This window comes from Nocardia sp. CY41 (assembly GCF_009829325.1).
In the GTDB taxonomy this organism is placed as follows: domain Bacteria; phylum Actinomycetota; class Actinomycetes; order Mycobacteriales; family Mycobacteriaceae; genus Nocardia.
The window spans coordinates 152,202-177,557 of sequence record NZ_VUOS01000009.1 but is presented as its reverse complement, the minus strand read 5'-3'; the positions used below and the strand labels follow the sequence as shown (position 1 = coordinate 177,557).

Genomic DNA, 25,356 nt, shown 5'->3' with positions numbered 1-25,356 from the left:
GACGACAGCGGGTGTGACATGACCAAGGCAGTCGTGACAGTGCCGCCGCGACGGTCGATCCACGTGCGGCGGCAACTACTGTCGCGCTACCTCCCTGCGTCTGTTCGCGCGAGACTCGGCGGGATGCCCCCGCACACCGCCGAGTATCGGGACTGGAACAATTTCCGACCGATAAGTGCGACGCACCTCGCCTGGGCGCGGTCGCACGGCGTCTGCATCAGATGCAGAAGACAACGCTGCCGAGCGGAACGCAGAGTACGACCGAGCCCCATACCGGCGTCGCGACGTCCGATGGCGTCGTTTCGGCAGAAGCGGCGGGAGCCGCGATGACGCCCAAGGAGACGGCCATCGTGGTCGCGGCCAGGATCTTCGTGATTTTGGTGGACATTGTGCATCCTTCGACTCGAGTGAAACTTATCTCTGACTCACGGATTTCATGCTTCACCTATAGAGCGGTGAACACCAGGCAAAGAAATGTCAAGTTCCCCGTCAGCGCGTAACGGGAAGATCACCGAGGGTGCTTTTTTCGGGGTGTCGGCTCGTTGTAGTGGCTAAAACAAACCTGCAGACTCTTTACTCCCCACACCTTGCCCGAATTGTGCTCTTCCGAGGCGATCGGAAATCTTCGCCCGTTGAGAACGAACTCTATACGGCGACTGCGCTGCGTCGCGATATACGACTCGCCGCCGCCACCGCGCCGGCACCGGCGAATTGATTGCGGCGAAGAAGGAGCGGCGGTCGGTAACGGTGATCGTTACGTCGCCGCAGCGAGCGCGCACGGGCGACGGCGGTTACGCCGGCCGATGCCCGAAGATCCGACGGCGTAGTGCATCGTGCACTTCCCGCCGACGGTGAGTCAGGTCCGAATTCGGGCAGTGACGCGACCTTAAACTGAGGCAATGGTGCAGCCAACGCCGTGGCAGTCGGACGAAGCTCGAGACGGCCGATCCGCCCAGCCCGAGGAGGCGAAGAGCGGCGCCGTACCGGCCAAGGCGATTCTGGCCGCGCTGCGCGGGCATTGGGGCTACGTGTGGGCGGCGGTGGGCAGCCTGGTGACGCTGGTGCTGCTGTTCCAGCCGTGGCTCACCGCCGCAGGCGCGGACGGCAAGGTCAGCACGAACGCGTTCGGTCGCATGGAGATCACCACGCGATTCCTCAACATCTGGTCGCGGTCGGCCCCGCCCGGTGCGCGGGTCACCGGCTTCTGGGCACTGCTCGCCAGTGCCGCGATCATCGTCGTCGTTTTCTCGGTCGTGGTGAACCTGCGTCTGCGCATCGAGGCGCTCGATCGGCTGGCCACGCTGGCCACGTTGGCGGGGGCGGTGCTCGTGGTGATCACCGTGCTCTACATCAACAGCAAGGGTCCCGAGCTGAAGGCGATGGTCGGACGCAAATCGGATCTCGGCGGACAGATCGGTTCCTTGATGAACTGGGCGTTCGGCAATGGCAGACTCGTCGTGCCCGGCATCGGTCAGGTCGCGTACACGTCCGCGACGCTCACGCCGTGGTCGCTGCTGGCCGGCGTGACATCGCTGGGTTCCGCGATCGCCGCCGTCACCCAGTGGGTCCGCAACGGATCCAGCGGTCTGTTCCGCCTGCCGGGGGGCATCCGCATCGTGACGACGAAACGGTCTGCCGAATCCGAAGACGCCGACTGACCGTTCGGCCACGCCCCGCGGTCCGGTCTCCGCTCACACCGCCCGGCATGCGACCGAGCTGTCCTGCGAACCCCCTTGCGCACGACAGGTCTGATCGGGTACGCCGGATAGCAGGAGGTGTTCGATGCCGTCCGCACACCGGTCCCCGACGCGGACAGAAGAGGTCATCGTGCCGTCGGAATACGCCCGGCTGGCCGGGGTGCTGGCCGTCCCACCGGACCGTACCGCGCTGATCGCCTTCGCACATGGCAGTGGCAGTGGCAGGCACAGTCCGCGCAACCGGTTCGTCGCCGAGGTCCTCAACCGGGCGGGGTTCGCGACGATGCTGGTCGACCTGTTGACCGCTGAGGAAGAGGGGGATCGCGCTCGCCTGTTCGACATCCCGCTGCTCGCCCATCGCCTTGTCGAGGTGACCCACTGGCTGCGGACGCGGCCGGAACTCGACGGCGTGCCGACCGGATATTTCGGGGCGAGCACCGGCGCGGGCGCCGCGCTGTGGGCGGCGACCGAACCCGGCACCGAGATCGCGGCGGTCGTCTCCCGAGGCGGCCGACCGGATCTGGCCGGTGCGCGATTGGGTTCGGTGCGCGCTCCGACACTGCTCATCGTGGGTGGTAACGACCGGTGGGTATTGGAGGTCAACCGGGAGGCCCAGCTACGGATGCCATGTCCGAGCGAACTGGACATCATCCCCGGAGCGACCCATCTGTTCGAGGAAGCCGGTGCGCTCGAGCAAGTTGCCGACCTGGCGGTCCAATGGTTCCACCGCCATCTCACCGTCGTGCTGCGTTGAACACCACCGGCAGATCGCCGGGCCGAGGTGCGACGAGAGTGCCGAACCCGCGGCTGATGTCCTGGATCTTCTCGCACAGCCAGCGGGATTCACTGCGGGGAGCCCATTCCAGCCGCATGTGCCGCACCCGCAGCGGGATCAGCCGGACCTCCGCCGAGCCGGGCTCCAGCGAGACCAGATACAGCGGATGCAGGTCGGCGTGGTATCGCTCGTGGCCGCGGATGCCTTCGTAGTCGTCGATGACGTCGCCGCATCCGTACAGGATCGGTTTGCCGCGGTAGATCTCGATCGGACGCGGATGATGCGCGGAATGCCCGTGCACCACGTCGACTCCGGCCTCGATCAATCGATGCGCGAACCGCGTTTCGGTTCGCGCGACCTCATAGCCCCAGTTCGGCCCCCAATGCACGGAAACGATGCCGATGTCGTTGTCGCGTTTGTGCGCGGCCACCTCCGCCGCGACGTCCTCGGCCGCCGCCGCGTCGGGGGAGTAACCCACTCGCCACAGCCCGGGACGGTTGCGCCGGGCCGACCAGGACTCCGGGACGCCGCTCGAGCCCGCGGCGACCGAGACGATCACCACGCGGCGGCCGTCGGCGAGTTCCACGGTGGCCGGAGCGCGGGCGCGCGCCAGATCGGCCCCGGCGCCGGCGCGATCGATGTGGGCGGCGTCGAGTGCCGCCAGCGTGTCGGCCAAACCGGCGATCCCGAAATCGAGGACGTGATTGTTGGCCAGTGCGCAGACGACCGGCGCTATCGCGGTCAACGCGGGCACGTTGTCGGGGTGCATCCGGTAATGGATGCCTTTCGCGGGAGCGAACACGCCGCCGGCGGTGATCGACGTCTCCAAGTTGAGCAACCGCACCTCGGGGGCGATCTGGGCCAGAATCGGCAGCACGTCACCCCACAGGTGCCGGTAGCCGACGGGATGGGTGAACTCGCCGTACGCGCGTTCGGCCAGTTCGACGTAGGTTCGCGCGTCGTTGACGTATCGTTCGCGCAGCCTCGGATCGCCGGGATGCGGCAGAATCTGATCCACACCCCGCCCCAGCATGACGTCGCCGCCCAGCAGCACCGTCGGCATATCACCATTGTCGGCCATCGCGGGGCCGATGTGAACGCGCTCTCGTCGACTTCTACGGGCGGTCGTCGGCGCACGGCCGTAGGCTCGGCGAGGTCCTGTGCAGGCCCCTTTCGCTCACCTGCGGGACATCGAAAGCAGCTGTTGCGGGTCGTCGGCGTAGACGGTGGCGATGATGTTCGCCCGGGCGGCCAGATCCTTCGCGAGGTCGCGGATCTCCTCCGACGCGGTCGGGTCGGCGTCGATCCCGGCCAGCAGATCGCGGGTGTGGATCGCGGTTGCCTGCGCACAGCGCCGCAGGCGGGCCTTGGCCACGGTATCGAGCGCGGCGGGACTCAGATAGCGCTGAATGTGCTCCCCGCGATCGGTGACCCGGTTGACGATCGATTCGGTCGCCGCATCGGTGAGCCACCGTTCCGCGTCGGCCGTGATCTCGAAGACGAGATCGTGGTCTCGGATATCGGTAGGACTCGAGGAAGTGGTCAGTAGGGCCATGCTGGCTCGCCCGATCGCGATGAACCCGCTCATGGCGTGGGCGAGCAGGACGTTCGGGTTTGCTGTGGGCAACTGGTGTAGCCGTTGCCCGACGACGGTGACCCAGCAGGCGAGGTGTTCGGCTCCGATATCGATCGACGTCGCTGTCGTCATAGCGCGAACCATACGCCGTTATCCGGGTGAGACATACGAAGAAACGCTGGAAGTTCGCCAGGAGTCGTGGAGCGCGGTCGTTCGAGCGTTCGTTCGCCGTCGCCATCGTGCTGTGCCGCCGCCGCGGAGGCCGCTTAGCGAGCGTCTGGATCGTCCCGTTCGTTCGGTACCCGGACAACAGTCCAGCACATTCCCCGGCGCGGAAGCTCTTCCGCGGCGCGCCGTCTCGCCCGCCGCGTCGCAACCAGAATCGCCGCAGTGTCACACCGGCGGCGTTAACTGTGATTGTGCCCGCATCCCCCTGTTGAAAAAGTTTGCGGCCGTGTCGAAAACACGTTTGCACGTGCACGCGAATACGAGAACCGGTGCCGCCCTACCGCAGCCGGAGAATGAACCGGTGCGAGCGACCGCGCCGCATCATTCGGTATCCGGCGCGGCGCTCAGGCGTCCAGGCGGGCCTGGTAGACGTTCGCGAGGTCACGCAGGGCCGTGGTCCCGTCGCCCACGAAGCTCGAGCCGTGCATGATCGCCAACGTGGTCGGCGCCAGTCCGGCCAGCCGGTTCAGGGCAGCCGGTACGGCGGGCCCCAGAGACGTGGGATGGAAGACATCCTCCGCGACTTCCGCCTGCTCCACCAGATCCGAGGAGGCGAGCGCCGGCCCATTGCCGAGCTGGGTCATCAGGTCACCGCAGAACAGGACTCCGGTCGTCTCCTCGTAGAGCACCCGCGCTTCCCAGTTGTGCGGCGCGTGCGGCGTGTCCAGATGTCGCACCCGGCGACCGCCGAGGTCGATCACCTCACCGTCGGCCAACCGGCGTGGCAGCCGGTCGGCTAGATCATCGATCGAGACCAGGCATCCGACCAGACCGTGGGCCACCTGCGCCCGCGGTGCGGCGGCGAGGAAGAGATTCATCGCCCCGCATTCGTCCGCTTCCACGTGCCCGAACGTGATCCACCGCAACCGCTCCACCGGCATGATCCGCGCGATCTCCGCGGAGACGACAGGGAAGAGCGCGCGCATGCCGGCGTGGAAGAGCAACGGCTCCTCGGCGTCGACGAGGAACTGGTTGAACGTGAAGCCGCTGGGCCCCACCTCCGGAACGAACGTGGAGATGCGGTAGATCTTCTCAGCTATCTCGTCGGTGTGAGTTTCCATGAGAAGTCCCTGCTAGAGGCCGTTTCCCTCATTGTCGCGAACTGATCGCGCCCGCACGGCGAATTCACAGTTATCCAAGGTCTACGGCTCGGCGCGCTGGTTCCGCTGCAGACCTGTCGATCGCGGGCGAGGCATCAGAGGCGGGCCGCGTTGCATGTCCCCCTCGTCCGCTCCTGCGTCGAGGGCGCGTCCGCGCACTGTCGGCGTGATAGGGAAGCCAGCTGCTAGCTGTTGAGGCGCGACGTTCCCCAAGAGCCCCGAGCTGACCGAAGGGCATGTGTTTCACTTCCATGCCAGCGCATTTCCCGCTACTCGGGACTCATCCTATGATTTTAAAGAGGATAGTAGTACTCTAAACTATCTACCTGCAGTTTCAATATGTGAGATTCGGTCGTCGTCCGATCGACACGCCGAATCTATCCAGCGAGGGAGTGTCGCGTGCTGGAAATCGATCATTTCAGCCACGGGTGGCTCACACCCATCGTCGCCTATGTCATGTCGTTCACCGGTTCATTGCTAGGACTGCGGTGCATGGCCAGATCTCGGACCGGTTCCGCGCGCGACGGGTGGCTGCTGGCCGCGGCGGTCGCGATCGGAGGCACCGGTATCTGGGTCATGCACTTCATCGCGATGCTCGGTTTCGCGATCGAGGGCGCATCGATCCGCTAGGACGTTCCGATCACCTTGATCAGCGCGCTGATCGCCATCGTGGTGGTGTGGATCGGATTGCGGATTGCGGATCGCGCATCAGCGGGCGCTGGGTATGGTGGGCCTCTTCGCAGGGGGCGGGATCACCGGTCTCGGCGTCGGCGCCATGCACTACGCGGGCATGTACGCCATGAAATCCGACGCGTCGATCAGCTACGACGGACGGATCGTCGCGCTGTCGATGGTGATCGCCGTCGTGGCGGCGACCGCGGCGTTGTGGTTCACGCTGCACGTCCGCGGCACGCTCGTCACCGTCGCGGCGGCGCTGGTCATGGGCGTCGCCGTGTCGGGCATGCATTACACGGGCATGTTCGCGATGCGTGTGCACGAAGCCGAGCACATGCACGCACCCTCGGGGGCCGGCGCGACGTAGTTGCTGACTCCGCTGATCGTGAGCATCAGCCTGGTGACCGTGATGCTCTTGCTCCATCTCGGCGTCACGGAGGTCGAGGACGAGAACGCCTACATTCCGCAGGGCCGCCACGCCGCCAGCTATTGGCCGACTCGTGAGTGAAGTGACTGCTCGGCATCCGGTTCGCGGCAGGGTGCGGCGCATGTCCGGATGACCCGCAGCTCCGGGCTATGCGGTCGACGCGGAGTTTTCGCCACCGGATCCCGGGTACGCGCGCCAAGAGCCGGTTCGTGAGGTGACCGGCCCTCCAGCCGAACCAGGAGGTGGCGATGCGCATCGGGTACAAACTGGCGGCCGAGGCATTCGGTCCGAACGAGCTTGTCCGTCAAGCGATTCGAGCCGAGGAGGCCGGTTTCGACTTCGTCGAGATCAGCGATCACTTCCATCCCTGGCTGGACAATCAGGGCCATTCGCCGTTCGCCTGGAGCGTGCTCGGAGCTATCGCGGCGAAGACCGATCGGATCGCACTCGCGACCGGAGTGACCTGTCCCATCCTGCGCTACCACCCCGCGATCATCGCGCAGGCGGCGGCGACGCTCGCGATCTTGTCCGACAATCGTTTCACCCTCGGTGTGGGGTCGGGGGAGCGTCTCAACGAGCATGTCGTCGGCCGCGAATTCCCGCCGGTGCGGATCCGGCAACGGATGCTGCGTGAAGCGCTCGAGATCATCCGTTTGCTCTGGGGTGGCGGCTACCAGTCCTACGACGGTGAGTTCCTGACCATCTCCGAGGCGCGTGTTTTCGATTTGCCCGACGCGCTCCCGCCGATCGCTGTCGCCGGGGGCGGGCCGGAGGCGGCCCGCATTGCCGCCGAGCTCGGTGACGGCCTGTTCGCCACCGAACCGAACTCGGAGATCGTCGAGCGCTACCGCGCGGAGGGCGGCACGGGACCGCGCTACGCGGAGGTGGGGATGGCGTGGGCGCCGGACGAGGAGACGGCCGCGAAGGCGGTGCTGGATACGACGCGTTGGGCCGTCACAGGATGGAAGGTGATGAGCGAGTTGCCGAATCCGGTCAATTTCGCGGCGGCTACCACTACCGTCCGCCTGGAGGACATCCTCGACAACTTCGCCTGCGGCCCGGACCCGGTCCGCTACCTCGACGCCGCCAAGCAGTACACCGACGCCGGCTTCGATCATCTCGTGATGCAGAACGCGGGCCCGGACCCGGACGGCTTCCTCGACTTCTACCGGCGGGAACTCGACGAGCCACTGCGCGCTCTGGCGCCGAGCACATGAACGGGAACGGCACGCGCGAGACGCTTTCGCGGGAACGCTGGGGCAACCGCCGGCTATCGAGTCGATGTTCAGCTCACGGTAAGGAGTTTGCCGAGTAATACGGTGAGCGTCGGCGTTCGTCCCGCTCGCGTTCACCCTGGGCACCGACTTCCGGCCCGCGAAACGTATCGATCGGGCCGAGGTCCTGCACTGGGACACGTGGTGACCACCGCCCGACGCGTCAGAGGGTCGTTGCGCGGATCGTGGTGAACAGCCGCAGGCAGCGTGCGGTCATCTGGTCGGGCGTGTGACCGGGATGGTCGCTCCACCAGGAGATGGTGGTGGACACGATGCTGAACCACAGCGCCAGCAACAAGGAGTGATCGTCGTCGTCGGAGATGCCTGCATCGGCCAGCACCTGCGACACGCCCGCCGCGCCCATGCCGTTCAGGGCATTCCGATACTCCCGGGCCACCGAATAGGCCGCACTCGACCGTGGCAGGGTAGCGTCATAGATGATCTTCCAGTTCTGCGTGCGCCCGTCGAGCGCGCGGAAGATGCCGGTCAGTGTCGCGAGCGCCCGGTCGTGTGCGCCCTGCGCGAACTGAGCCGCTGCCACCGCATCGATCAGACTCTTCCCGGCGCGGTGCACGCAGGCCGCGTGCAGACCGTCGCGGGAACCGAAGTAGGCGTATACGAGCGGTTTGGAAACACCTGCGGCCGTGGCGATCTCGGCCACGGAAGCCTCGGCGTAGCCGCGCTCGCCGAACTCGCAGGTGGCGATGTCGAGGATCTGCTCCTCCCGCCGCTCTCGCGGCACACCCTTGGTGCCCGGCCTGCTCATCGGGCCTGCCGTACGGGCGACGGGACGATCGGGTCGAGCAGCACCCCGGGATTGAGGATTCCGGCGGGATCGAGCGCCGATTTGGCCGCCCGCAGCGCCGTGGCGAAAGGTTCGGGTCGCTGGCGGTCGTACCAAGGGCGGTGGTCGCGGCCGACGGCATGATGGTGGGTGATGGTCGCGCCGTTGCCGTGCAGCGCTTCGGATACGGCGGCCTTGATCTCGTCCCACTGCTCGACCGTTCGTCCCCAGCGGCCCGCGGCGTAGATGCCGAAATAGGGCGCGGGGCCGTCCGGATAGACATGGGTGAACCGGCAGGTCAGCACCCCGGTGACACCGGCGGATCGGAACGCGGCCGTGGTCGCCGCCTGCACGGCCGCGCGCAGAGCGTCGAAACGATCCCAGGTGCAGGCGGTTTCGAAGGTTTCCACGATCATGGACTGGGCCGCGAGCGCGTCCCGTTGATACGGCATACGCAGGAACGACGACCGCCACGTGTCGGCTGCGCCCGCGCGCGCCGGGTCTTCCGCGGAGTCGGTGGCGCGAACGCCGTCCGGGATCGTGCCGCCGTGCTCGCGGCAGATCTGCACGGCCCGGCGCATCGGTTCGTCTACCGGATGGTCCGCGGACTCGAATCCTAGAACCAGCACTCCGCCTGGCGCGCCGGTGCCCGCGTTGAGGAACGCCTCCACCGGATCGAGCAACCGGCAGTTGGCGGGAAACAGGGCCGACTGGGCGATGGCGCGGGTGGCGGCCACCGCCGCTTCGTAGTCGTCGAACAGCACCGATGCGCCGGCCCGCCAGCGCGGACGGTCTTGCAAGCGCATCCACGCCTCGGTGATGACGCCGAGTACGCCCTCCGACCCGAGGAACATCCGATCCGGCGAGGGTCCCGCGCCCGACGCGGGCAGCCTGCGTGATTCGCTGATGCCGGCGGGAGTGACCACCCGTAGCGATTCCACCATGTCGTCGATGTGGGTGTATACGGTCGCGTAGTGGCCGCCCGCCCGGGTGGCCAGCCACCCACCGAGCGTGGAGAACTCGAACGACTGCGGAAAGTGCCGCAGCGTCAAGCCCTCCGGCCGCAACGCGGCTTCCAGTGCCGGGCCGAGGATGCCCGCTTGGATCCGTGCGGCCCGGCTGGTGCGGTCGAGTTCGAGGATCTGGTTCATGCGGCTCGTGTCCAGCGACACGGCTCCGGCGTAGGTGTCGGCGCACCGTGGTTCCACACCACCCACCACCGACGTTCCGCCGCCGAACGGCACCACGGCGACCCCCGCGCTCGCGCACCAGTCCAGGATGTCGACCACGTCCTGCTCGGTACGCGGCCGCAGCACCTGGTCGGGGACGTGGTCGAGGCGCCCCAGCAGCGACCGCGCCACGTCGCGGAACGCCTGCCCGTGACCGTGTGCGACACGGTCGCCGAGGTCGTCGGAAGCCAGCCCAGCCAGTGCATCGGGTACCTGGACGCGCGGCGCGGGCACGCGCAACGACGTCAACTCCGGCGCTTCGTGCACGGTCAACTCGGCGTCCGGGAGCAGAGCCGCGACGCGTTTCGTCAGGGCGGCTCGCTCGGTGCCGGTCACCGCGTCTTCCCGGTTGCCCCATCCCCACCAGGACCTCGTCGCCATCACATGGCTCCATTCCCACGAAGTTAATTGACTTGAGAGTAAATTACCTCAGGATCAATTGGTCCTACGGGGGCGACGCCGCTCTGCCGCTCGGGCCGGCGCCGGCCGGTAGTTCTTCGCTCGCGGGCGAAGGAGCGTCGGTCGGTCACTCGGATCCGGTTCGCTACGCCTGGCTGCGAGCCGGTCGGCGGCAGGCGTCAGCAGCGCGACAATTGGAGTGACTTTCATCACATCAATTTCCGCGACCAAATGACTGTTCTTCGCATCACACCATGTCGTAGCCCAATCTGGACCGGGGTACTCCTGTGAGCCATCCCAGCCTCGTCGCGACTATCGATGCGGCGTTCGCTAAGGTCCCTCTGCACGCTCGGGTCATGGTTCACGCATTTGAGGCACTGCTTCTGGCTCCATCGCCAGGGCGGACAATGATCGACCAGAGAGTGAACCCGCCGCCGCATGACCCCGACACGCCGTTCCGCACGTCGCACCCAGCATTCACGGGCACGCAATCTCCTGTTCCCCCAACTGCTCACGGCCGCGGTCGACGCGGCGTTCGACTCCCCGGCGGTCCGGTATAATCCCACCGGCGATCCAGCAGATCAGCGGGAGCTCAGCTACCGGGAACTGGACGAGGCGTCCTCGCGATGGGCGCGCTATCTGATCGGGTTCGGGGTGGGGCCCGGGGACTTCGTCGCGGTCGCCATCACCCGGTCGATCGAGTCGGTGCTGGCGGTGTGGGCGGTCGCGAAGACCGGCGCCGTCTACGTGCCCGTCGACCCCTCCTATCCGGCGGATCGAATCGCGCACATGATCGCGGATACCGGCGCGATCGTCGGGCTCACCACCTCGGCGCACGTGGGCGCACTCGCCCCGCTCGACGTGCGGTGGATCGAACTCGACTCCGCGGCGCACCAGGAGAAGGTCGCCGCCGAGCCCGGACACGCCGTCTGTTATCTGGACCGACTACGTCCGCTCACCGAACAGCACCTCGCCTACGTGATCTATACGTCCGGCTCGACGGGCAAGCCGAAGGGCGTGGCCGTGACGCATGCCGGTCTCGCGAGCTTGGTGGAGCACGAGATCGCCGCCCGGGCGGTGCGGCGGGAATCGCGCGTCTCGCATCTGTGCACACCGAGCTTCGACTTCTCGGTGATCGAGATGCTGCTCGCCTTCTCGGCGGGCGCGACGCTGGTCGTTGCGCCGCACACGGTGTTCGGCGGCGCCGAACTCGCCGAGCTGCTGCGACGCGAGCGGGTGACGCATCTGTGCATCACGCCGGGGGCGCTGGAATCGATCGAGCCGGCCGGTCTCGGCGAATTGCGGGCCATCCTGTGCGGCGGTGAACGGGTAGGACCGGAACTGGCCGCGCGGTGGGCGAGCGGCGACCGCTGCTTCTACATCGTCTACGGACCCACCGAGACCACTATCTTCGCTACCGGCACGGAGGCGTTGTCCGCAGGCGGAGCGACCCATATCGGCACTCCGGTACCGGCGCTGGGCGTCCATGTCCTCGATGCTCGGTTGCGGATGGTGCCCACCGGCGTGGTCGGGGAGCTGTATCTGTCCGGACCGGCGCTGGCTCAGGGGTACCTCGGACGCCCCGGGGCGACCGCCGACAGATTTGTGGCCAATCCGTTCGCGGCGGTGCCCGGCGCGCGCATGTACCGCACCGGAGACCTGGTACGTCGGACCTCGGCGGGCATGCTCGAACACCACGGGCGGGTGGATTTCCAGGTCAAGATCCGGGGGCTGCGGATCGAGCTCGGCGAGATCGACAACGCGCTGACCAGCCACCCGGACGTCGACTATGCCGCGACGCTCGGTACGACACTGCCCTCCGGTGGCGCCGCGCTGGTGTCCTACGTGCTGCCACGAACGGCACCCACCACCGACGGAAGCGTCCGGGTGGCGCTCGACACCGCGGAACTCGCCGACTTTCTGGCGAAATCGCTTCCGGCTTACATGATTCCGGTCGCGATCACGGTGCTCGACGAACTGCCGCTGACGCCGGTGGGCAAGCTCGATCGCGCCGCGTTGCCGGAGCCGGTGCTCACCACCCGGCAGTTCCTGGCCCCCGCCACACCGACCGAGCAGGTGGTCGCCGACATCTTCGCCGCACTGCTCCTGCCGCCGGGCGGCGCGCGCCGGGTGGGGGCGAACGACGACTTCTTCGAGCTCGGCGGCAATTCGCTGATCGCGACGCAGGCGGCCGCGCGACTGGGCGCCGCCCTTGGCGTGCGGGTTCCCGTCGCTCTGCTGTTCGAGGCGTCGGTGGTGGCGAAACTGGCCGAACGCCTGAACGAGCAGGCTCACCTCGGCCATCCCGCACCGCGACCGATGCCGCGACCGGATCGGGTGCCGTTGTCGTTCGCGCAGCGGCGGATGTGGTTTCTGAACCGATTCGATCCGGCCGCAGCGAGCAACAACATTCCGCTGGCGGTGCGGTTGAGCGGACAGTTGGACGTGGACGCGCTGCGGGCCGCGATCCGGGATCTCGTCGAGCGGCACGAGGTGCTGCGAACCAGCTATCCGGAGCACGAGGGGACGGGCAGCCAACGGGTGCACGCTCTCTCGGAGCCCGGGGCGGTACCGGAACTGCCGGTGCTCGACGTCACCGAAGCCGAAATGCGCGAGCGCACGGTTGCCACGGTGGTCGAGGGTTTCGACGTCACGGTGGCGCCGCCGGTCCGGCTGCGTCTGCTGCGCTCGAGCGAGACCGAGCACGTGCTGGTGGGCGTGGTCCAGCACATCGCCGCGGACGGCTCCTCCATGGGCCCGCTGACCGCAGACCTGATGACGGCGTACGCGGCCAGGGCCGCAGGCCGCGCGCCCGCCTGGAAACCCCTGCCCTTCCAGTACGCGGACTACACGCTCTGGCAGCGCGACATGCTGGGCGCGGAGCACGATCCGGACTCGATCTTCGCGCGACAACTCGAATTCTGGCGCGAGCGGCTGGCCGACCTGCCGGAGAGGCTGGATCTACTGGCCGACCGGCCGCGCCCCGCGGTGTTCTCCGGTCGCGGCGCCGTGCACGAGTTCAAGATCGACGCGACGGTGCACGCGGCGCTGAACCGGCTGGCGCACCGAACCGACGCGACGCTGTTCATGGTCGCGCACGCCGCGTACGCCGTCTTGCTGGCGCGGTTGTCCAACACCCGCGACATCACCGTGGGCGCACCGGTGGCCGGACGCGGCGAGGCCGCGGTGGACGGCCTGATCGGCATGTTCGTCAACACCCTCGCGCTGCGGACCGACGTCGACCCCGGCCACAGCTTCGCCGAACTGCTCGCGCAGGTGCGCAACCGGGACATCGAAGCGTTCGGCCATGCCGACGTGCCGTTCGAACGCCTGGTGGAACTGCTGGACCCGGTGCGTTCGAGTGCGCATCACCCGCTGTTCCAGACCATGCTGACGTTCCAGAACTTCGCGCCCCCGACACTGGAATTGCCCGCACTGCGCGTCTCCGCGCTGGATTTCGCCCTGCCGCTGGCGAAATTCGATCTCGAGCTGACCATGGTGCCGCACGAGGACGAGCGGACACCGCTGGGCATCTCGGCGGCGTTCACCTACTCCACCGACCTGTTCGACGAGGCCACGGTGTCGGGCTTCGCCCGGCGGCTGTGCGGCGTCCTCGCGACCGTGGCCGATGCGGCGGATCGCGCGGTAGGGGAGATCGACCTGCTGGACGCCGCGGAGCGCACCGCGATTCTGGTGCATTGGAACGAGACCCGGCACCCGGTCCCGGCGGGTGTGGTGCTGGACGGGTACCGGCGCGCGGTGGCGCGTCATCCGGACGATGCCGCGGTCGTCTTCGGGGGCCAGCAGCTGACCTACCGTGAGTTCGACGAGCGGGTCAACCGGCTCGCCCGGGTGCTCATCGATCACGGCGTCGGCGCGGAAACGCTGGTGGGTCTGGCGATCCGGCGTTCGCTGGACCTGGTGGTCGGCATGTACGCGATTCTCGCCGCCGGTGGCGCGTACGTACCGCTGGACCCCGAACACCCCGCCGAACGAATCGCGCACGTTCTCGAGGTCGCCCGGCCCATCTGCGTGCTCACCACCTCCGCCGACGAAGTACCGGCGCCCGACGATGTCACCGTCCTGCACCTGGAGGCGCTCGGCGTCGATCGGCGCTCGGGCGCGCCGATCCGCTCGGACGAACTGCTGCTCGAGGTGCGCCCCGAACACCCCGCGTATGTGATCTTCACGTCGGGCTCGACCGGGCGCCCGAAAGGCGTGGTGGTCTCGCACAAGGCGATCGACAACCAGATCGAGTGGATGCTCGCCCGATACCCCATGGGGCCGGGGGATGCCTACCTGCAGAAGACCGCCACCACCTTCGACGTTTCGTTGTGGGGCTATCTCATGCCGCTGCGGTCGGGCGCGAAACTGGTCGTCGCCGAACCCGACGGGCATCGTGACGCGGCCTACCTCGCCTCGGCCATCGCGGCGCACGGTGTCACCGTCACCGATTTCGTGCCTTCGATGTTGACCGCGTTCGCCGCGCACGCGACGGCCGAAAACCTCGCGACACTGCGCGATCTGTTCGTCATCGGGGAAGCGCTGCCGCCGGAGACCGTGCGCGCGGTCCGAGCGGTCACCGGCGCACACGTGCACAATCTCTACGGACCCACCGAAGCCGCGGTATCGGTCACCTACTGGCCCGCTGGAACAGGCGACTCGGTGACGGTGCCCATCGGGCAGCCGGAATGGAACACCCAGGTCTACGTCCTGGATTCGCGGTTACAACCGGTCGCGGCCGGCGTGCCCGGCGAGTTGTACCTGGCCGGAGACCAACTCGCCCGTGGATACGTGCGGCAGGCCGCACTGAGCGCCGGTCGTTTCGTCGCCAACCCGTTCGACAACGGCAGAAGGATGTACCGCACGGGCGACCTGGCCTTGTGGCGCGCGCCCGCCGGCGGCGAGCCGCAGCGACTGGAATATCTCGGGCGCACCGATTTCCAAGTGAAGTTCCGCGGTCAGCGCATCGAACTCGGGGAGATCGAGACCGCGCTGCTCGCGCAGCCGTCGGTGAGCCAAGCGGTCGCCGCGGTGGTCCCCTCGGCATCGGGAGATCGGCTGGCTGCCTACGTGGTCCCGCGGCCCGGCCAGGCCGTCGACCGTGCCGAACTCATGGCCGGGATCTCGGCGGTGCTGCCCTCGTACATGATCCCGTCCACGCTGGTGGAGCTCTCGGCGCTGCCGCTGAACGCGAGCGGCAAACTCGATCGCAGAGCACTGCCCGAGCCGGTGATCGAGGCCAGGGCGTTCCGGCCTGCTCGCAACCCCGTCGAGCAGGCCGTGGCTCAGGTGTTCGCCGAGCTGCTCGGCGTCGAGCGAGTCGGCATCGACGACGATTTCTTCGCCCTCGGCGGCAATTCGCTGCTCGCCACCCGGACCGTCGCGCGGGTCAACGAGGCACTGGGATCACAGGTCGGCGTGCGCGACCTGTTCGAGGCGCCGCTCGTCTCCGCGCTCGCCGCGCGGGTGGCCGCCTGTGGGGCGGGTACCACCCGTCCGCCGTTGACGCGGTCGCGGCGGCCGGACCGCATTCCACTTTCGCTCGCACAGCAGCGCATGTGGTTGCTCAACCGCATCGAGCCGGACTCGCCCGCGTACAACATGCCTTTCGCCGTCCGGCTGAGCGGTGTCCTGGACCTCACCGCGCTGCGTCAGGCGGTCGCCGACGTGATCGAACGGCACGAGGTGCTGCGCACCCGGTACCCGGTCGACGCCGAGGGACAGCCGTACCAGGAGATCCTTCCTGCGGACGCGGTTCTTCCCGACGGCATCGCGGTCGAGCACGGCATCGCCGAAGTCGCGGACCTGGTGAACGGGCTGATGTCCGCGGGTTTCGACGTGACCACGGACGCGCCCATCCGGGTGCGGCTGTTCACCTCGGGTCGTGATCATCTGCTCGTCATCGTGACCCACCACATCGCGGCGGACGGATCGTCGCTCGCGCCACTGGCGCGCGACCTGGTGGCCGCCTACACGGCGCGTCTCGGCGGTGGCGCGCCGCACTGGCCGCGTCTGCCGGTGCAATACGCCGACTTCGCGATCTGGCAGCACGCCGCCATCGGCCCCGACGATCATTCCGATTCGATTGCGGCGCAACAGCTGTCGTATTGGCGCAACCAGCTGGCCGGGCTGCCGGGACCGCTGGAGCTGCCGACCGATCGACCGCGACCGTCGACCGTCTCCTCCTGTGGCGCGTCGATCGGCCATCCCATCCCGGCGCGGATCCACGAGCGGCTGAGCCGGATCGCGCGCGACCACAACGCGACGCTGTTCATGGTCGTGCACGCGGCGCTCGCCACACTGATCGGGCGCCTGTGCGGCGCCACGGACGTCGTGATCGGCACCCCGGTCGCCGGGCGCGGCGAACGCGCGCTCGACGACCTGGTCGGGATGTTCGTCAACACGTTGGCTCTGCGCGTCGAGGTCGACCCAGCCGCCACGTTCCGCGACCTCGTCGGCCGGACCAGGGAAGCGGCGCTCTCGGCGTTCGCCAACGGCGACGTGCCGTTCGAGCGGGTGGTCGAGGAGGCCGCCCCCGCACGCAGCGGGGCGCACAACCCACTCTTCCCGGTGATGCTGTCGTTCCAGAACATCCAGCAGCCCACCCTGGAACTACCCGGCCTGACGGTCACCGCGGTCGACAACGGCGCCACCGCGGCGAAATTCGATCTGCACGTGGTCGTCGAGCCCCGGCTCGGTGACGACGGCCGGACCGAGATGGCAGTGAGCTTCACCTACGCCACCGAACTCTTCGACGAATCGACCGTCCGCGCCTTCGCTCGCCGGTTCGAGCGCATCGTGTCCGCGGTCGCGGAGAACCCCTCGGTGCGGGTCTGGGACATCGATCTCCTCGATGAAGACGAAAGCTGCCCGGCCGTCACGCGATCGCACGAAACTCGGGACGAGACCGCGTCGACGCTACCCCAGCTGATCGGCGAGCAGGCGCGCCGCAGGCCGGAGGCGACGGCCGTCCGGTGCGGCGCCGCCGCCGTGAGTTTCGGCGCATTGCAGCGGCGCGCGAATCGCATCGCCCGCGCCTTGATCGCAGCCGGGGCGGGGCCGGAAACCATTGTGGCCGTGGCGGTGCCACGCACCGAAGAACTGCCCGCCGCACTGCTCGGCGTGCTCACGGCCGGCGCCGCGTACCTGCCGATCGACCTCACCTACCCGGCGCAGCGGCTGGCCTTCGTTCTCACCGACGCGGCGCCGGTGTGCGTGCTGACCACCGCTGACGAGCAGGCCGCTCTTCCGGACACGGGCTTGCCCACGGTTATGCTGGAGCAGACGGCGGAATTCACCGACGATCCGCTCACCGACGCCGAGCGCATGGCGCCCCTGCTCGCGGACAACCTCGCCTACGTCATCTACACCTCGGGCTCCACCGGCGTGCCCAAGGGTGTCGGGGTGACGCACCGCAATGCGGTGGAATTGTTCACCAGGGCGCAGCCCCTGTTCGAATTCGGCGAGCGTGACGTCTGGACGTTGTTCCACTCCTTCGCCTTCGACTTCTCGGTGTGGGAACTGTGGTGCGCGCTCGTGACCGGCGGCACCGTCGTCGTGGTCGACTACGAGACCTCGCGATCACCGGAGCAGTTCCGCGAGTTGCTGATTCGCGAGCGGGTGACGGTGCTGAACCAGACGCCGTCGGCGTTCTGCCAACTCGTCGACGCCGACCGGGACGCCTCGGCCGCGCCAGGGGAGTTCGCGCTCCGATACGTGATCTTCGGTGGTGAGGCGCTGGATCTGCGGCACCTGCGACGCTGGTACGAGCGTCATCCGGAGGGCACGCCACGACTGGTCAACATGTACGGCATCACGGAGACCACCGTGCACGTCTCCTTCCTGGAGGTCGGCACGGATCTGACGGACACTCCGCTCAGCCTGATCGGCCGCGCCTTGCCCGGGCTGGACACGCACGTGCTGGACATCCGCCTGCGACCGGCGCCGTTCGGTTCTCCCGGCGAGATCTATGTCGCGGGTGGCCAGCTGTCGCGCGGTTACGCGGGCCGTCCCGGCCTCACCGCGACGCGGTTCGTCGCCGATCCTTTCGGGCCGCCCGGGTCCCGGATGTACCGGTCGGGTGACCTCGCGCGCTGGAGCCGGTTCGGCGGTGACGCCGGGCTCGCCTATTCCGGTCGCGGCGACCAGCAGGTGCAGCTGCGCGGCTTCCGGATCGAGCTGGGGGAGATCGAATCGGCGCTGGTGCGGTGTCCTGGCGTGCGTCAGGCCGTCGCGCTGGTGCGGACCGATGCCGCTCTGGGCGATCAGCTCGTGGGCTATGTGCTACCGCAGCCCGGCGCGCGGCCCGACCCGGCCGAATTGCGCGATCAGGTCGCCGCGTATCTGACCGGCTACATGATTCCCGCCGCGATCGTCGTGCTCGACGCCTTCCCCTTGACGCCCAACGGCAAGCTCGACCGCCGGGCACTGCCCGCGCCGGCATTCCGCGCGCGCGAATTCCGCGTGCCCGCCACGCCCGTCGAGGCGACGGTCGCCGACGCCTTCGCCGCGGTGCTCGGCGCCGAGCGCTTCGGCATGGACGACAACTTCTTCGAACACGGCGGGAACTCGCTGCTCGCCGCCAAGCTGACGCTCCGGCTGTCGTCCGCGCTCGGCACCCGTATCCCGGTGATGCGGGTGTTCACCGCGCCCACACCCGCGCAGCTGGTCGCCGACCTGGCCCGTCGTGCGAGCGGCGCGGTCGAGACCGAGGCGGCCTTCGAGATGCTGCTGCCGCTGCGCCCCTCGGGTTCGGCCGCACCGCTGTTCTGCGTTCACCCGGTCTCGGGGATCTCCTGGTCGTACGCCGGTCTCGCCGCCTACCTCGATCCGGAGCGTCCGCTCTACGGTCTGCAGACACCGGTGCTGGCTACCGACGAGGTGATGCCGGGTTCGATCGAGGAATGGGCCCACCACTACATCGAGCTGATCCGTTCGAAGCAACCGACCGGCCCCTACCATCTACTCGGCTGGTCCTTCGGCGGCGTCATCGCGCACGAGATAGCCGTCCAACTGCAACGTCGGGGCGAGCGAGTCGCGTTGCTCGCGGTGATGGACAGTTACATGGCGGATCCGCCGGGCACACCGCCCGGCGACGCAGGCCAGGTGCCGGTGGCCGAACTCATGGGCGGTCTGCTCGGTGAGCAAGCCGGCGACCTCGGCAACGTCGCGGAAGTGGATTGGGCCGCGCTGCCTCAGAAGATGACCGAACTCCCCGAACCTTTCGCTTCGTTCGGATCCGACCGCGTCACTCGCATCCTCGACGCGGCCGTGCACTCGGTCGCGCTCCGCGAAGCCTACGACCCGCCCGTCTACCGCGGCGACGTCGTCTATTTCACCGCCGCTCTCGACGACCCGACCGGCTGTGTCGGCGCGTCGCTGTGGCGTGCGGTCGTCGACGGCCGCGTGCACAACCACGCCGTGTCCACCACGCATTGGCGGATGACCACGGCGCCCGGCCTGGCGGAGATAGCCGACGTGCTCACGCGAGCGTGGCGTGCGGACGAGCCGGACCAGGAGCGGCCGGTCAGCCGGTGAACCAGCGCCGCAGCCTGGCCTCGGCGGCCGCGGCCTTCTCCCGGGCCAGCTCCGCCGACGGCGGGGAGAACGGCGCGGCCGGCGCGGGACCGGAGAGGAAATCCGCCTCCACCTTGCCGACCAGCCCGTCACCGAACTCGATATGACAGGTGCCCCGGCCGTGGTACCGCCCGGACGGGACCGCTCCGCGCAGCTCGGCCTCGATGCCTGCGGCGACCGTGCGGGCGGCGTCCTCGGCGAACACGCCCGCACGCGGGACCGGAGCGTCGGCGCAGTCGCCCAGGGCGTAGACGCCGGGATACGGCGTTGCGAGGGTGCGCGGGTCGACGGCGACCCAGCCGTCGGTCCCGCCTTCGGTGAGCCCCGATGCCTCGACGACCGCGGGGACTCGGTGCTTCGGGATTCCGATGAACAGGTCGTAGGACAGCTCGCCGCCGTGGGTGACCGCCACATGGCGGCTCGGGTCGAGCGCCTGGACCGGCAGCCCGGGGGAGTAGCCGATCCGACGCCGGTTCAGCGCTTCGACGATCGCGGCGGAGGTCGCCGGGGACACCGGGATCGGTGACTCCATCGGGCTGGCGAACCGGATCTCGGCGCGGTCGCGGACGCCACGCCGATCCAGCTGCTCGTGCAGGAGCATCGCGCCTTCATACGGCGCGGGCGGGCACTTGAACGGAACGCCCAGCACCGCGACGAGCACCGAACCGCCGTCGAAGCCGGCCAGGCGTTCGCGCAATCGGCGGGCGCCGTCGATGGAGTAGTACTCGTAGCCGTCTTCGAGGAACCCGGGGGTCGCGCCGGGGTCGTAGTCGGCGCCGAGGGCGACGACGAGGATGTCCGGGTCGTACCCGCCGCGGTCGGTGCGGACCCGGCGGGTGCTCGGGTCGATCGCGGTCACCTCCTCCTGCCGGAATTCGACGCGCGGATGGCGGAAACGGGTGTACGGCACGCGCACGGCCTCCGGCGGCACGTCTCGGAACAGGATGTCCAATTTGGCGAAGCCGAAGGTGAAGGAGTCGTTGCGGTCGATGACGACGACACGGAGGTCGCCGGCCGGCGAACCCGACAGACGGGTGGCCAGCTCCAGTCCTCCGAACCCCGCACCGAGAACGAGTACGGTTCGCATACGGTGATTCTTCACCCTGCGGCGCGGGCCGGTCGAGTACTTCTTCATCCCTGCCCGCGTGCGACGCAGCTTCCGCCCTGTGCCTGCCGGGCCGACGCTCGAGCGCGTGGCCGGAGGGCCCTGCGATCGGTGACCTTCGGCCATCAACTCCGGCGGCACTTCGCGCGATGCTGAGAAGACGAACCGACGAGTCCCCGTTCCAGCCGCGCCTGCCGGTCGCAGGCGACGCACTGGAACGGCGGGTCCGACGAACAGGTGATCGAGGTGCCGCGATGTACCTCGCCGGGCCGTGTGGCCGCAGCGCTGGGCATCGACCACCGGAATGAGCGTGCCCATGACAGAACTACGGCCTCTCGATTCGGGCTTCATGGAACTGGAGGACTCCGACCGGCACATCAGCCTCGGGATCGGCGCGGTGGCGATCATCGCCGGCGCTCCGCCGGGCAGGACCGAGTTCGGCGACATGATCGCCAGGAGTGCGGAGCGGAACCCGCGCCTGCGCCAGAAGGTGCGGCGGGCGCCGCTGGACCTGGCTACGCCCGTATGGGAGGACGACCCGGATTTCGATGTCGCGCATCACATCCGGTGGACCGCGCTGCCCACCCCGGGTGACGATCCCGCGTTGTGCGAACTGGTGGCGGCGGAACTGGAGGAGCGGCTCGATCGCGACCACCCGCTGTGGCAGTGCGTCGTCGTCGAACATCTCGCGGGAGACCGGTGGGCACTGTTCGTCAAAGCGCATCACAGCCTGGTGGACGGCGTGTCCGGGATATCGGTGTTTCGCAGCTTCTGTGATCCCGTGACGGAGGACCCCGGCCGCGCCGGGTCGGACACGCAGGGCCGCCGCGCCGGCGTGCGGTGGCTCGATATGGTCCGCGGCGTGACGCGGCTCCCCGTCGTCGCGCCACGGTCGGTGATCGCGGTGACGCGCGGTCTGGCTCCGGTGGTGTCCGCCGTGGTCTCGCCGGCCGCCGAGTCCTCGCTCAACGGCCCCATCGGCCGCCAGCGCCGGTATGCGGTGGCACGGGCCGCCCTGTCGGACGTGCACGACATCGGTACGGCGTTCGGCGTCACGGTCAACGATGTCGTCCTGGCTTCGGTCGCCGGCGCTTATCGCGACCTGCTGGCCGGGCGCGAAGAGCGGACAGCTCCGGACAAACTGCGCATCCTCGTCCCGATCTCCATGCGGTCCGACAAGGCGAAGTATCTGATGGACAATCGGGTTACGGCGGTGCTGCCGTTCCTGCCGATCGATGTAGCGGATCCGGTGGAGCGGCTGAACGCGATCAGGGAGCGGATGACCAGGCACAAGTCGGGCGGTACAGCGCAAGCCGAGAATTCGGTGCTCGCCCTGGCCGGCCTGCTGCCGTTCGCGCCGCTGGCGTGGAGTCTCCGTCTGCTGGCGCGTTTTCCGCAACGAACCGTCGGCGCGCTGGTGACGAACGTGCCCGGCCCCCGTGACCGGTTGACCATCCGTGGGCGCACGGTATCGGAGATCCTGCCCGCCGTGCCGATCGCCATGCGGGTGCGCACCGCCATCGCGGTCCTCAGCTACGCGGACCAGTTGACATTCGGCATCACGGGAGATTACGACACCGCCCCTGATATCGCCGTGCTCGCCGAGGGAATTGAGCGGGACATCCGGCGGCTGCGCGAGCGTGCCGGCCTCCGTAGGCCGTCCCGGCCGGGGGTGAGCGAACCGTGACGATCACTCGGCCGGGAGCCCCGGCTCCGCAGGTAGCAGGGACCGATCGGGGACTTTCTGCTCTGTCCGGCAGGAGAACTCGGTGATGATATGGGAAACCGTGGTGTCGAGCGAAGATCGGAAAGCGAGGTCGTCCCCAGTGGATGCACGCGTGATGTGCCGCGGTGCGCGATCATGATCGCGTCGAACGGCCGTGTCGCGGACAACGGCGTCCCGGCCCGCACGATGGTGGAGATCGACCGCGAGGAGGCGTTGCGGCTACTGGCCGGTGTCGCCTACGGCCGCGTCGTCTTCACCCGGGACGCGCTGCCCGCGATCCGTCCGGTCAACCATTTCGTGGACGCCGGGCTGGTCATCGTGCGTACCCGGGTCACATCGCGGCTCACCGGCACCGTCCGTGCCGATCCCTCCGTCGTCGTCGCCTACGAGGCCGACGACATCGACGCGGTGACCCACGTGGGTTGGTCGGTCGTGGTGACCGGCCTCGCCCGTACGGTGACCGACCCCGAACGGGTGGAGCGCTATACGCGACTGCTGCGGCCGTGGGCCGATGCGGTGATGGACACGGTCATCGCCATCGAACCCACGATCGTGACGGGTGTCCGGCTGCTCGGCGAGCAAGATCAGGCGGCGCGATGACCCCGGCAGACCCGAAGGATCCCATGGACATCGAGAACCTCCCGCACGCAACAGATCTCGACTCTCCGATGCTGGCCGCGGTCGACGGCTCGGCCAGCTCGTATCAGGCGGTCGCCTGGGCGGCAGTCGAAGCCGCGCTGCACGGCCGTGCGCTGCACATCCTCACTTCGATGGCGATCCCGACCGGCTCCGGGCCCGAGATCTCGCTGGGAGAGGCCGATCTGGAGTGGTTGCGCGGCGACGGCGAGCGCATCCTCGCCGAGGCGACACGGGTGGCGCGCACGGCCGCGCCGGGTGCCGAACCCGCCATCACCACCGAGCTGACGTTCGAGCTGATCATTCCGACTCTCATCGAAAGGTCCTCGCGCGCGCGGATGTTGGTGGTGGGCAGCCGCGGACTCGGTGCGTTCCAGCGCGGACTGCTCGGCTCGGTGAGTACCGCGACCACCCATCACGCGCGATGCCCGGTCGCGGTGATCCATGGCATCTCGGCGATCGACGCCGTGTCGGCGCAACTGCCCGTGCTGGTGGGCGTGGACGGGACCGACAACAGTACGGCTGCCATCGAGCTGGCGTTCGACGAGGCGTCGCGGCGAAAAGTCGACGTGATCGCGCTGCACGCGTGGAGCGACACCAGCGGTCTGGACGCGCCCGTCCGGGGGTGGGACACCGCCCGCGAATCGGCGGAGGCCGTGCTGGCCGAGAGCCTCGCCGGGTGGGTCGACCGCTATCCGGACGTCGCGGTGCGGCGGGTCGTCACAGCCGACCGGCCTGGTCGGTCCCTGCTGGACGAATCGTCGAACGCGCAGCTGGTGGTCGTCGGCAGTCATGGCCGAGGCGGGTTCACCAGCATGCTGCTCGGGTCGACCAGCAATACGTTGTTGCACTCGGTGGACGTGCCTTTGATCGTCGTGCGCGTACGGTGACGGATGCCGCCCGCCGACCGGCGGGCAGATGACCGAGGGCGAACGGCTGCCCAGCTCGACTCGCCGTGGCCGCCGCCGGATCACCATGGACCAGCGGCGTTGTGCCGCAGGGGCGATGGCCTGCCCTCCGTATCGGTTCGGCGGCGGTGGGTGCGCGATATCGGAACAGCGGGGACTTTCGGGTGCGAAAAGCGACCGGTGGACGTCTCCGCATCCCCTGGACACGGAGATTTGTCCCAGGTGGTGGGCATGAGACATCGGCAGAATTTGCCGAACCATCGTCCCGAGAATCCTCCGCGACCTATCCGACAGGATCGCTCGTGGCTTCGTTCGACGTACGAGTTCCGCTGCGGATTAAGACACTCCAGGGTGACTCGCTCGCGCTCGATGTAGTCGCGAAGTCGTCCGCGCCGGCCGCGGTGCCGGTGTCCGTCATGCTGACGTCGATCCGGTTGGCGGAGTAAATCCGTGGTTTGACCGGCCGGATGTCATTCGCAGGCCCCTCCCCGACGGCTGCGCGCCTTCGGCTGCTCGGCGAACCGGGATGATGGCGAGCGCGGAAAGCGACGCGGCCCGACGAGATCGTTCCGAACAAGAGGACGACGCTCGACGGGAATATCGCGCAATACGTGCATGATTCCGCCCGGAAGTATGTATATGAGCATCCGAGCGGTGCATAAGTTCTGTGTACCCGAGTGGCGCTACGGTGAAAATACAAGTAAAGCGGAAGTGTGATAATCGGTTGGCCGCAGAGATGGGCTTCGACGGTCAATTGCCAGTGTATTGCCCTATTGCTGATTCCGTTCTTTTCGGGCAATGTACGATCCGGAGCTCAGGCGGTCGAGGGTCGCTTCCCGCTTCGTGTCGCGGCGTTGGCCATCCCGGCTTGATTCCGGCCCCGACCCGGCATGTACGATGCCCGATCGCGGGTCTCTCCACCTGGAGTCACCCCTCGGCATCAGGCACTTCCTTGTGCGATACGGGCACATGGGGGTCGCATCGCCCTGGGTGTGCGATGGCCCGCAATGCGTGCACCGAGATTCGAAACGCCCGGCTTCCGTGCGGAGCTGGGAGCTTTGATTCCACTAGACTGAGCCGAGCTGCTGTCAGATAGCTTGTCCCGCCAGTGTGTCGATGCTTCACCGCAGGTTCAAAAGTTCTGTTTTCAGATTTTGAGACGACTGGAAATGCCGACGAACGGGAGGTGTGGGAGTCGCCGTAGGCAGGCCGATCGGAGGTCGGGCACCGGCGGATCG

The 25,356-nt window shown here is 68.2% G+C and carries 16 protein-coding genes and 1 pseudogene; 10 read left to right on the top strand and 7 right to left on the bottom strand.

What is annotated here, in order from left to right:
* Positions 1–217: 217 nt before the first annotated feature.
* A complete protein-coding gene (locus tag GVY64_RS11700) occupies positions 218–388 on the bottom strand; it encodes a hypothetical protein (RefSeq protein WP_159840539.1) in 171 nt (56 codons plus the stop codon).
* Positions 389–899: 511 nt separating this feature from the next.
* On the opposite strand from GVY64_RS11700, the gene GVY64_RS11695 reads away from it, so the two are divergent.
* Entirely contained in the window at positions 900–1,658 is a 759-nt protein-coding gene (locus GVY64_RS11695; protein WP_159840538.1) for a hypothetical protein, read from the top strand.
* A 121-nt stretch (positions 1,659–1,779) separates the two neighbouring features.
* Positions 1,780–2,451, top strand: a pseudogene (locus GVY64_RS11690) (dienelactone hydrolase family protein); the annotation flags it as partial.
* Here GVY64_RS11690 and GVY64_RS11685 read toward each other — a convergent pair.
* The 3 genes from GVY64_RS11685 to GVY64_RS11675 form a co-directional block, all read right to left on the bottom strand.
* Entirely contained in the window at positions 2,432–3,553 is a 1,122-nt protein-coding gene (locus GVY64_RS11685; protein ID WP_159840536.1) for a CapA family protein, read from the bottom strand. The pseudogene GVY64_RS11690 and the gene GVY64_RS11685 overlap by 20 nt on opposite strands.
* A 96-nt stretch (positions 3,554–3,649) precedes the next feature.
* The gene (locus GVY64_RS11680; RefSeq protein WP_159840535.1) at positions 3,650–4,180 is read right to left on the bottom strand and encodes a hypothetical protein; all 531 of its coding nucleotides are present in this window, start codon (positions 4,178–4,180) and stop codon (positions 3,650–3,652) included.
* A 440-nt stretch (positions 4,181–4,620) separates the two neighbouring features.
* Entirely contained in the window at positions 4,621–5,337 is a 717-nt protein-coding gene (locus tag GVY64_RS11675) for an MBL fold metallo-hydrolase (RefSeq protein ID WP_159840534.1), read from the bottom strand.
* A gap of 438 nt (positions 5,338–5,775) precedes the next feature.
* On the opposite strand from GVY64_RS11675, the gene GVY64_RS37790 reads away from it, so the two are divergent.
* From GVY64_RS37790 to GVY64_RS11665, 4 genes are all read left to right on the top strand, one after another.
* Positions 5,776–6,006, top strand: a complete 231-nt coding sequence (locus tag GVY64_RS37790) for an MHYT domain-containing protein (RefSeq protein WP_236566760.1) — start codon at positions 5,776–5,778, stop codon at positions 6,004–6,006.
* A gap of 64 nt (positions 6,007–6,070) precedes the next feature.
* Positions 6,071–6,418, top strand: coding sequence for an MHYT domain-containing protein (locus GVY64_RS37785; protein ID WP_236566759.1), 348 nt, complete (start codon positions 6,071–6,073; stop codon positions 6,416–6,418).
* Positions 6,419–6,436: 18 nt separating this feature from the next.
* The gene (locus tag GVY64_RS38710) at positions 6,437–6,559 is read left to right on the top strand and encodes a hypothetical protein (RefSeq protein WP_268895617.1); all 123 of its coding nucleotides are present in this window, start codon (positions 6,437–6,439) and stop codon (positions 6,557–6,559) included.
* 167 nt (positions 6,560–6,726) lie between these two features.
* Complete coding sequence (locus GVY64_RS11665; RefSeq protein ID WP_159840533.1) at positions 6,727–7,695, top strand: TIGR03557 family F420-dependent LLM class oxidoreductase; 969 nt, start codon at positions 6,727–6,729, stop codon at positions 7,693–7,695.
* A gap of 220 nt (positions 7,696–7,915) precedes the next feature.
* Here the strand turns inward: GVY64_RS11665 and GVY64_RS11660 are convergent, their stop codons facing one another.
* Both GVY64_RS11660 and GVY64_RS11655 read right to left on the bottom strand, forming a co-directional pair.
* Complete coding sequence (locus GVY64_RS11660; RefSeq protein WP_159840532.1) at positions 7,916–8,518, bottom strand: TetR/AcrR family transcriptional regulator; 603 nt, start codon at positions 8,516–8,518, stop codon at positions 7,916–7,918.
* Positions 8,515–10,146, bottom strand: a complete 1,632-nt coding sequence (locus tag GVY64_RS11655; protein WP_159840531.1) for an FAD-binding oxidoreductase — start codon at positions 10,144–10,146, stop codon at positions 8,515–8,517. Before GVY64_RS11655 ends, GVY64_RS11660 begins: the two co-directional genes overlap by 4 nt.
* A gap of 456 nt (positions 10,147–10,602) precedes the next feature.
* On the opposite strand from GVY64_RS11655, the gene GVY64_RS11650 reads away from it, so the two are divergent.
* The gene (locus GVY64_RS11650; RefSeq protein ID WP_159840530.1) at positions 10,603–19,704 is read left to right on the top strand and encodes a non-ribosomal peptide synthetase; all 9,102 of its coding nucleotides are present in this window, start codon (positions 10,603–10,605) and stop codon (positions 19,702–19,704) included.
* Here GVY64_RS11650 and GVY64_RS11645 read toward each other — a convergent pair.
* Positions 19,694–20,830, bottom strand: a complete 1,137-nt coding sequence (locus tag GVY64_RS11645) for an NAD(P)/FAD-dependent oxidoreductase (protein ID WP_159840529.1) — start codon at positions 20,828–20,830, stop codon at positions 19,694–19,696. The genes GVY64_RS11650 and GVY64_RS11645 overlap by 11 nt on opposite strands.
* 334 nt (positions 20,831–21,164) lie before the next feature.
* On the opposite strand from GVY64_RS11645, the gene GVY64_RS11640 reads away from it, so the two are divergent.
* From GVY64_RS11640 to GVY64_RS11630, 3 genes are all read left to right on the top strand, one after another.
* Entirely contained in the window at positions 21,165–22,535 is a 1,371-nt protein-coding gene (locus GVY64_RS11640; protein ID WP_159840528.1) for a wax ester/triacylglycerol synthase family O-acyltransferase, read from the top strand.
* 174 nt (positions 22,536–22,709) lie between these two features.
* Positions 22,710–23,174, top strand: coding sequence for a pyridoxamine 5'-phosphate oxidase family protein (locus GVY64_RS11635; protein WP_159840527.1), 465 nt, complete (start codon positions 22,710–22,712; stop codon positions 23,172–23,174).
* 23 nt (positions 23,175–23,197) lie between these two features.
* Positions 23,198–24,100, top strand: coding sequence for a universal stress protein (locus GVY64_RS11630; protein WP_159840811.1), 903 nt, complete (start codon positions 23,198–23,200; stop codon positions 24,098–24,100).
* Positions 24,101–25,356: the final 1,256 nt, after the last annotated feature.

Excerpts from the sequence above, each read along its gene's own strand:
- GVY64_RS11645 (WP_159840529.1), bottom strand. The coding sequence starts at position 20,830 with ATGCGAACCGTACTCGTTCTCGGTGCGGGGTTCGGAGGACTGGAGCTG.
- GVY64_RS11650 (WP_159840530.1), top strand. The coding sequence starts at position 10,603 with ATGACCCCGACACGCCGTTCCGCACGTCGCACCCAGCATTCACGGGCA.
- GVY64_RS11665 (WP_159840533.1), top strand. The coding sequence starts at position 6,727 with ATGCGCATCGGGTACAAACTGGCGGCCGAGGCATTCGGTCCGAACGAG.
- GVY64_RS11655 (WP_159840531.1), bottom strand. The coding sequence starts at position 10,146 with ATGGCGACGAGGTCCTGGTGGGGATGGGGCAACCGGGAAGACGCGGTG.
- GVY64_RS11700 (WP_159840539.1), bottom strand. The coding sequence starts at position 388 with ATGTCCACCAAAATCACGAAGATCCTGGCCGCGACCACGATGGCCGTC.
- GVY64_RS11635 (WP_159840527.1), top strand. The coding sequence starts at position 22,710 with ATGATCGCGTCGAACGGCCGTGTCGCGGACAACGGCGTCCCGGCCCGC.
- GVY64_RS11675 (WP_159840534.1), bottom strand. The coding sequence starts at position 5,337 with ATGGAAACTCACACCGACGAGATAGCTGAGAAGATCTACCGCATCTCC.
- GVY64_RS11630 (WP_159840811.1), top strand. The coding sequence starts at position 23,198 with ATGGACATCGAGAACCTCCCGCACGCAACAGATCTCGACTCTCCGATG.
- GVY64_RS11660 (WP_159840532.1), bottom strand. The coding sequence starts at position 8,518 with ATGAGCAGGCCGGGCACCAAGGGTGTGCCGCGAGAGCGGCGGGAGGAG.
- GVY64_RS11685 (WP_159840536.1), bottom strand. The coding sequence starts at position 3,553 with ATGGCCGACAATGGTGATATGCCGACGGTGCTGCTGGGCGGCGACGTC.
- GVY64_RS11695 (WP_159840538.1), top strand. The coding sequence starts at position 900 with ATGGTGCAGCCAACGCCGTGGCAGTCGGACGAAGCTCGAGACGGCCGA.
- GVY64_RS11680 (WP_159840535.1), bottom strand. The coding sequence starts at position 4,180 with ATGACGACAGCGACGTCGATCGATATCGGAGCCGAACACCTCGCCTGC.
- GVY64_RS11640 (WP_159840528.1), top strand. The coding sequence starts at position 21,165 with ATGACAGAACTACGGCCTCTCGATTCGGGCTTCATGGAACTGGAGGAC.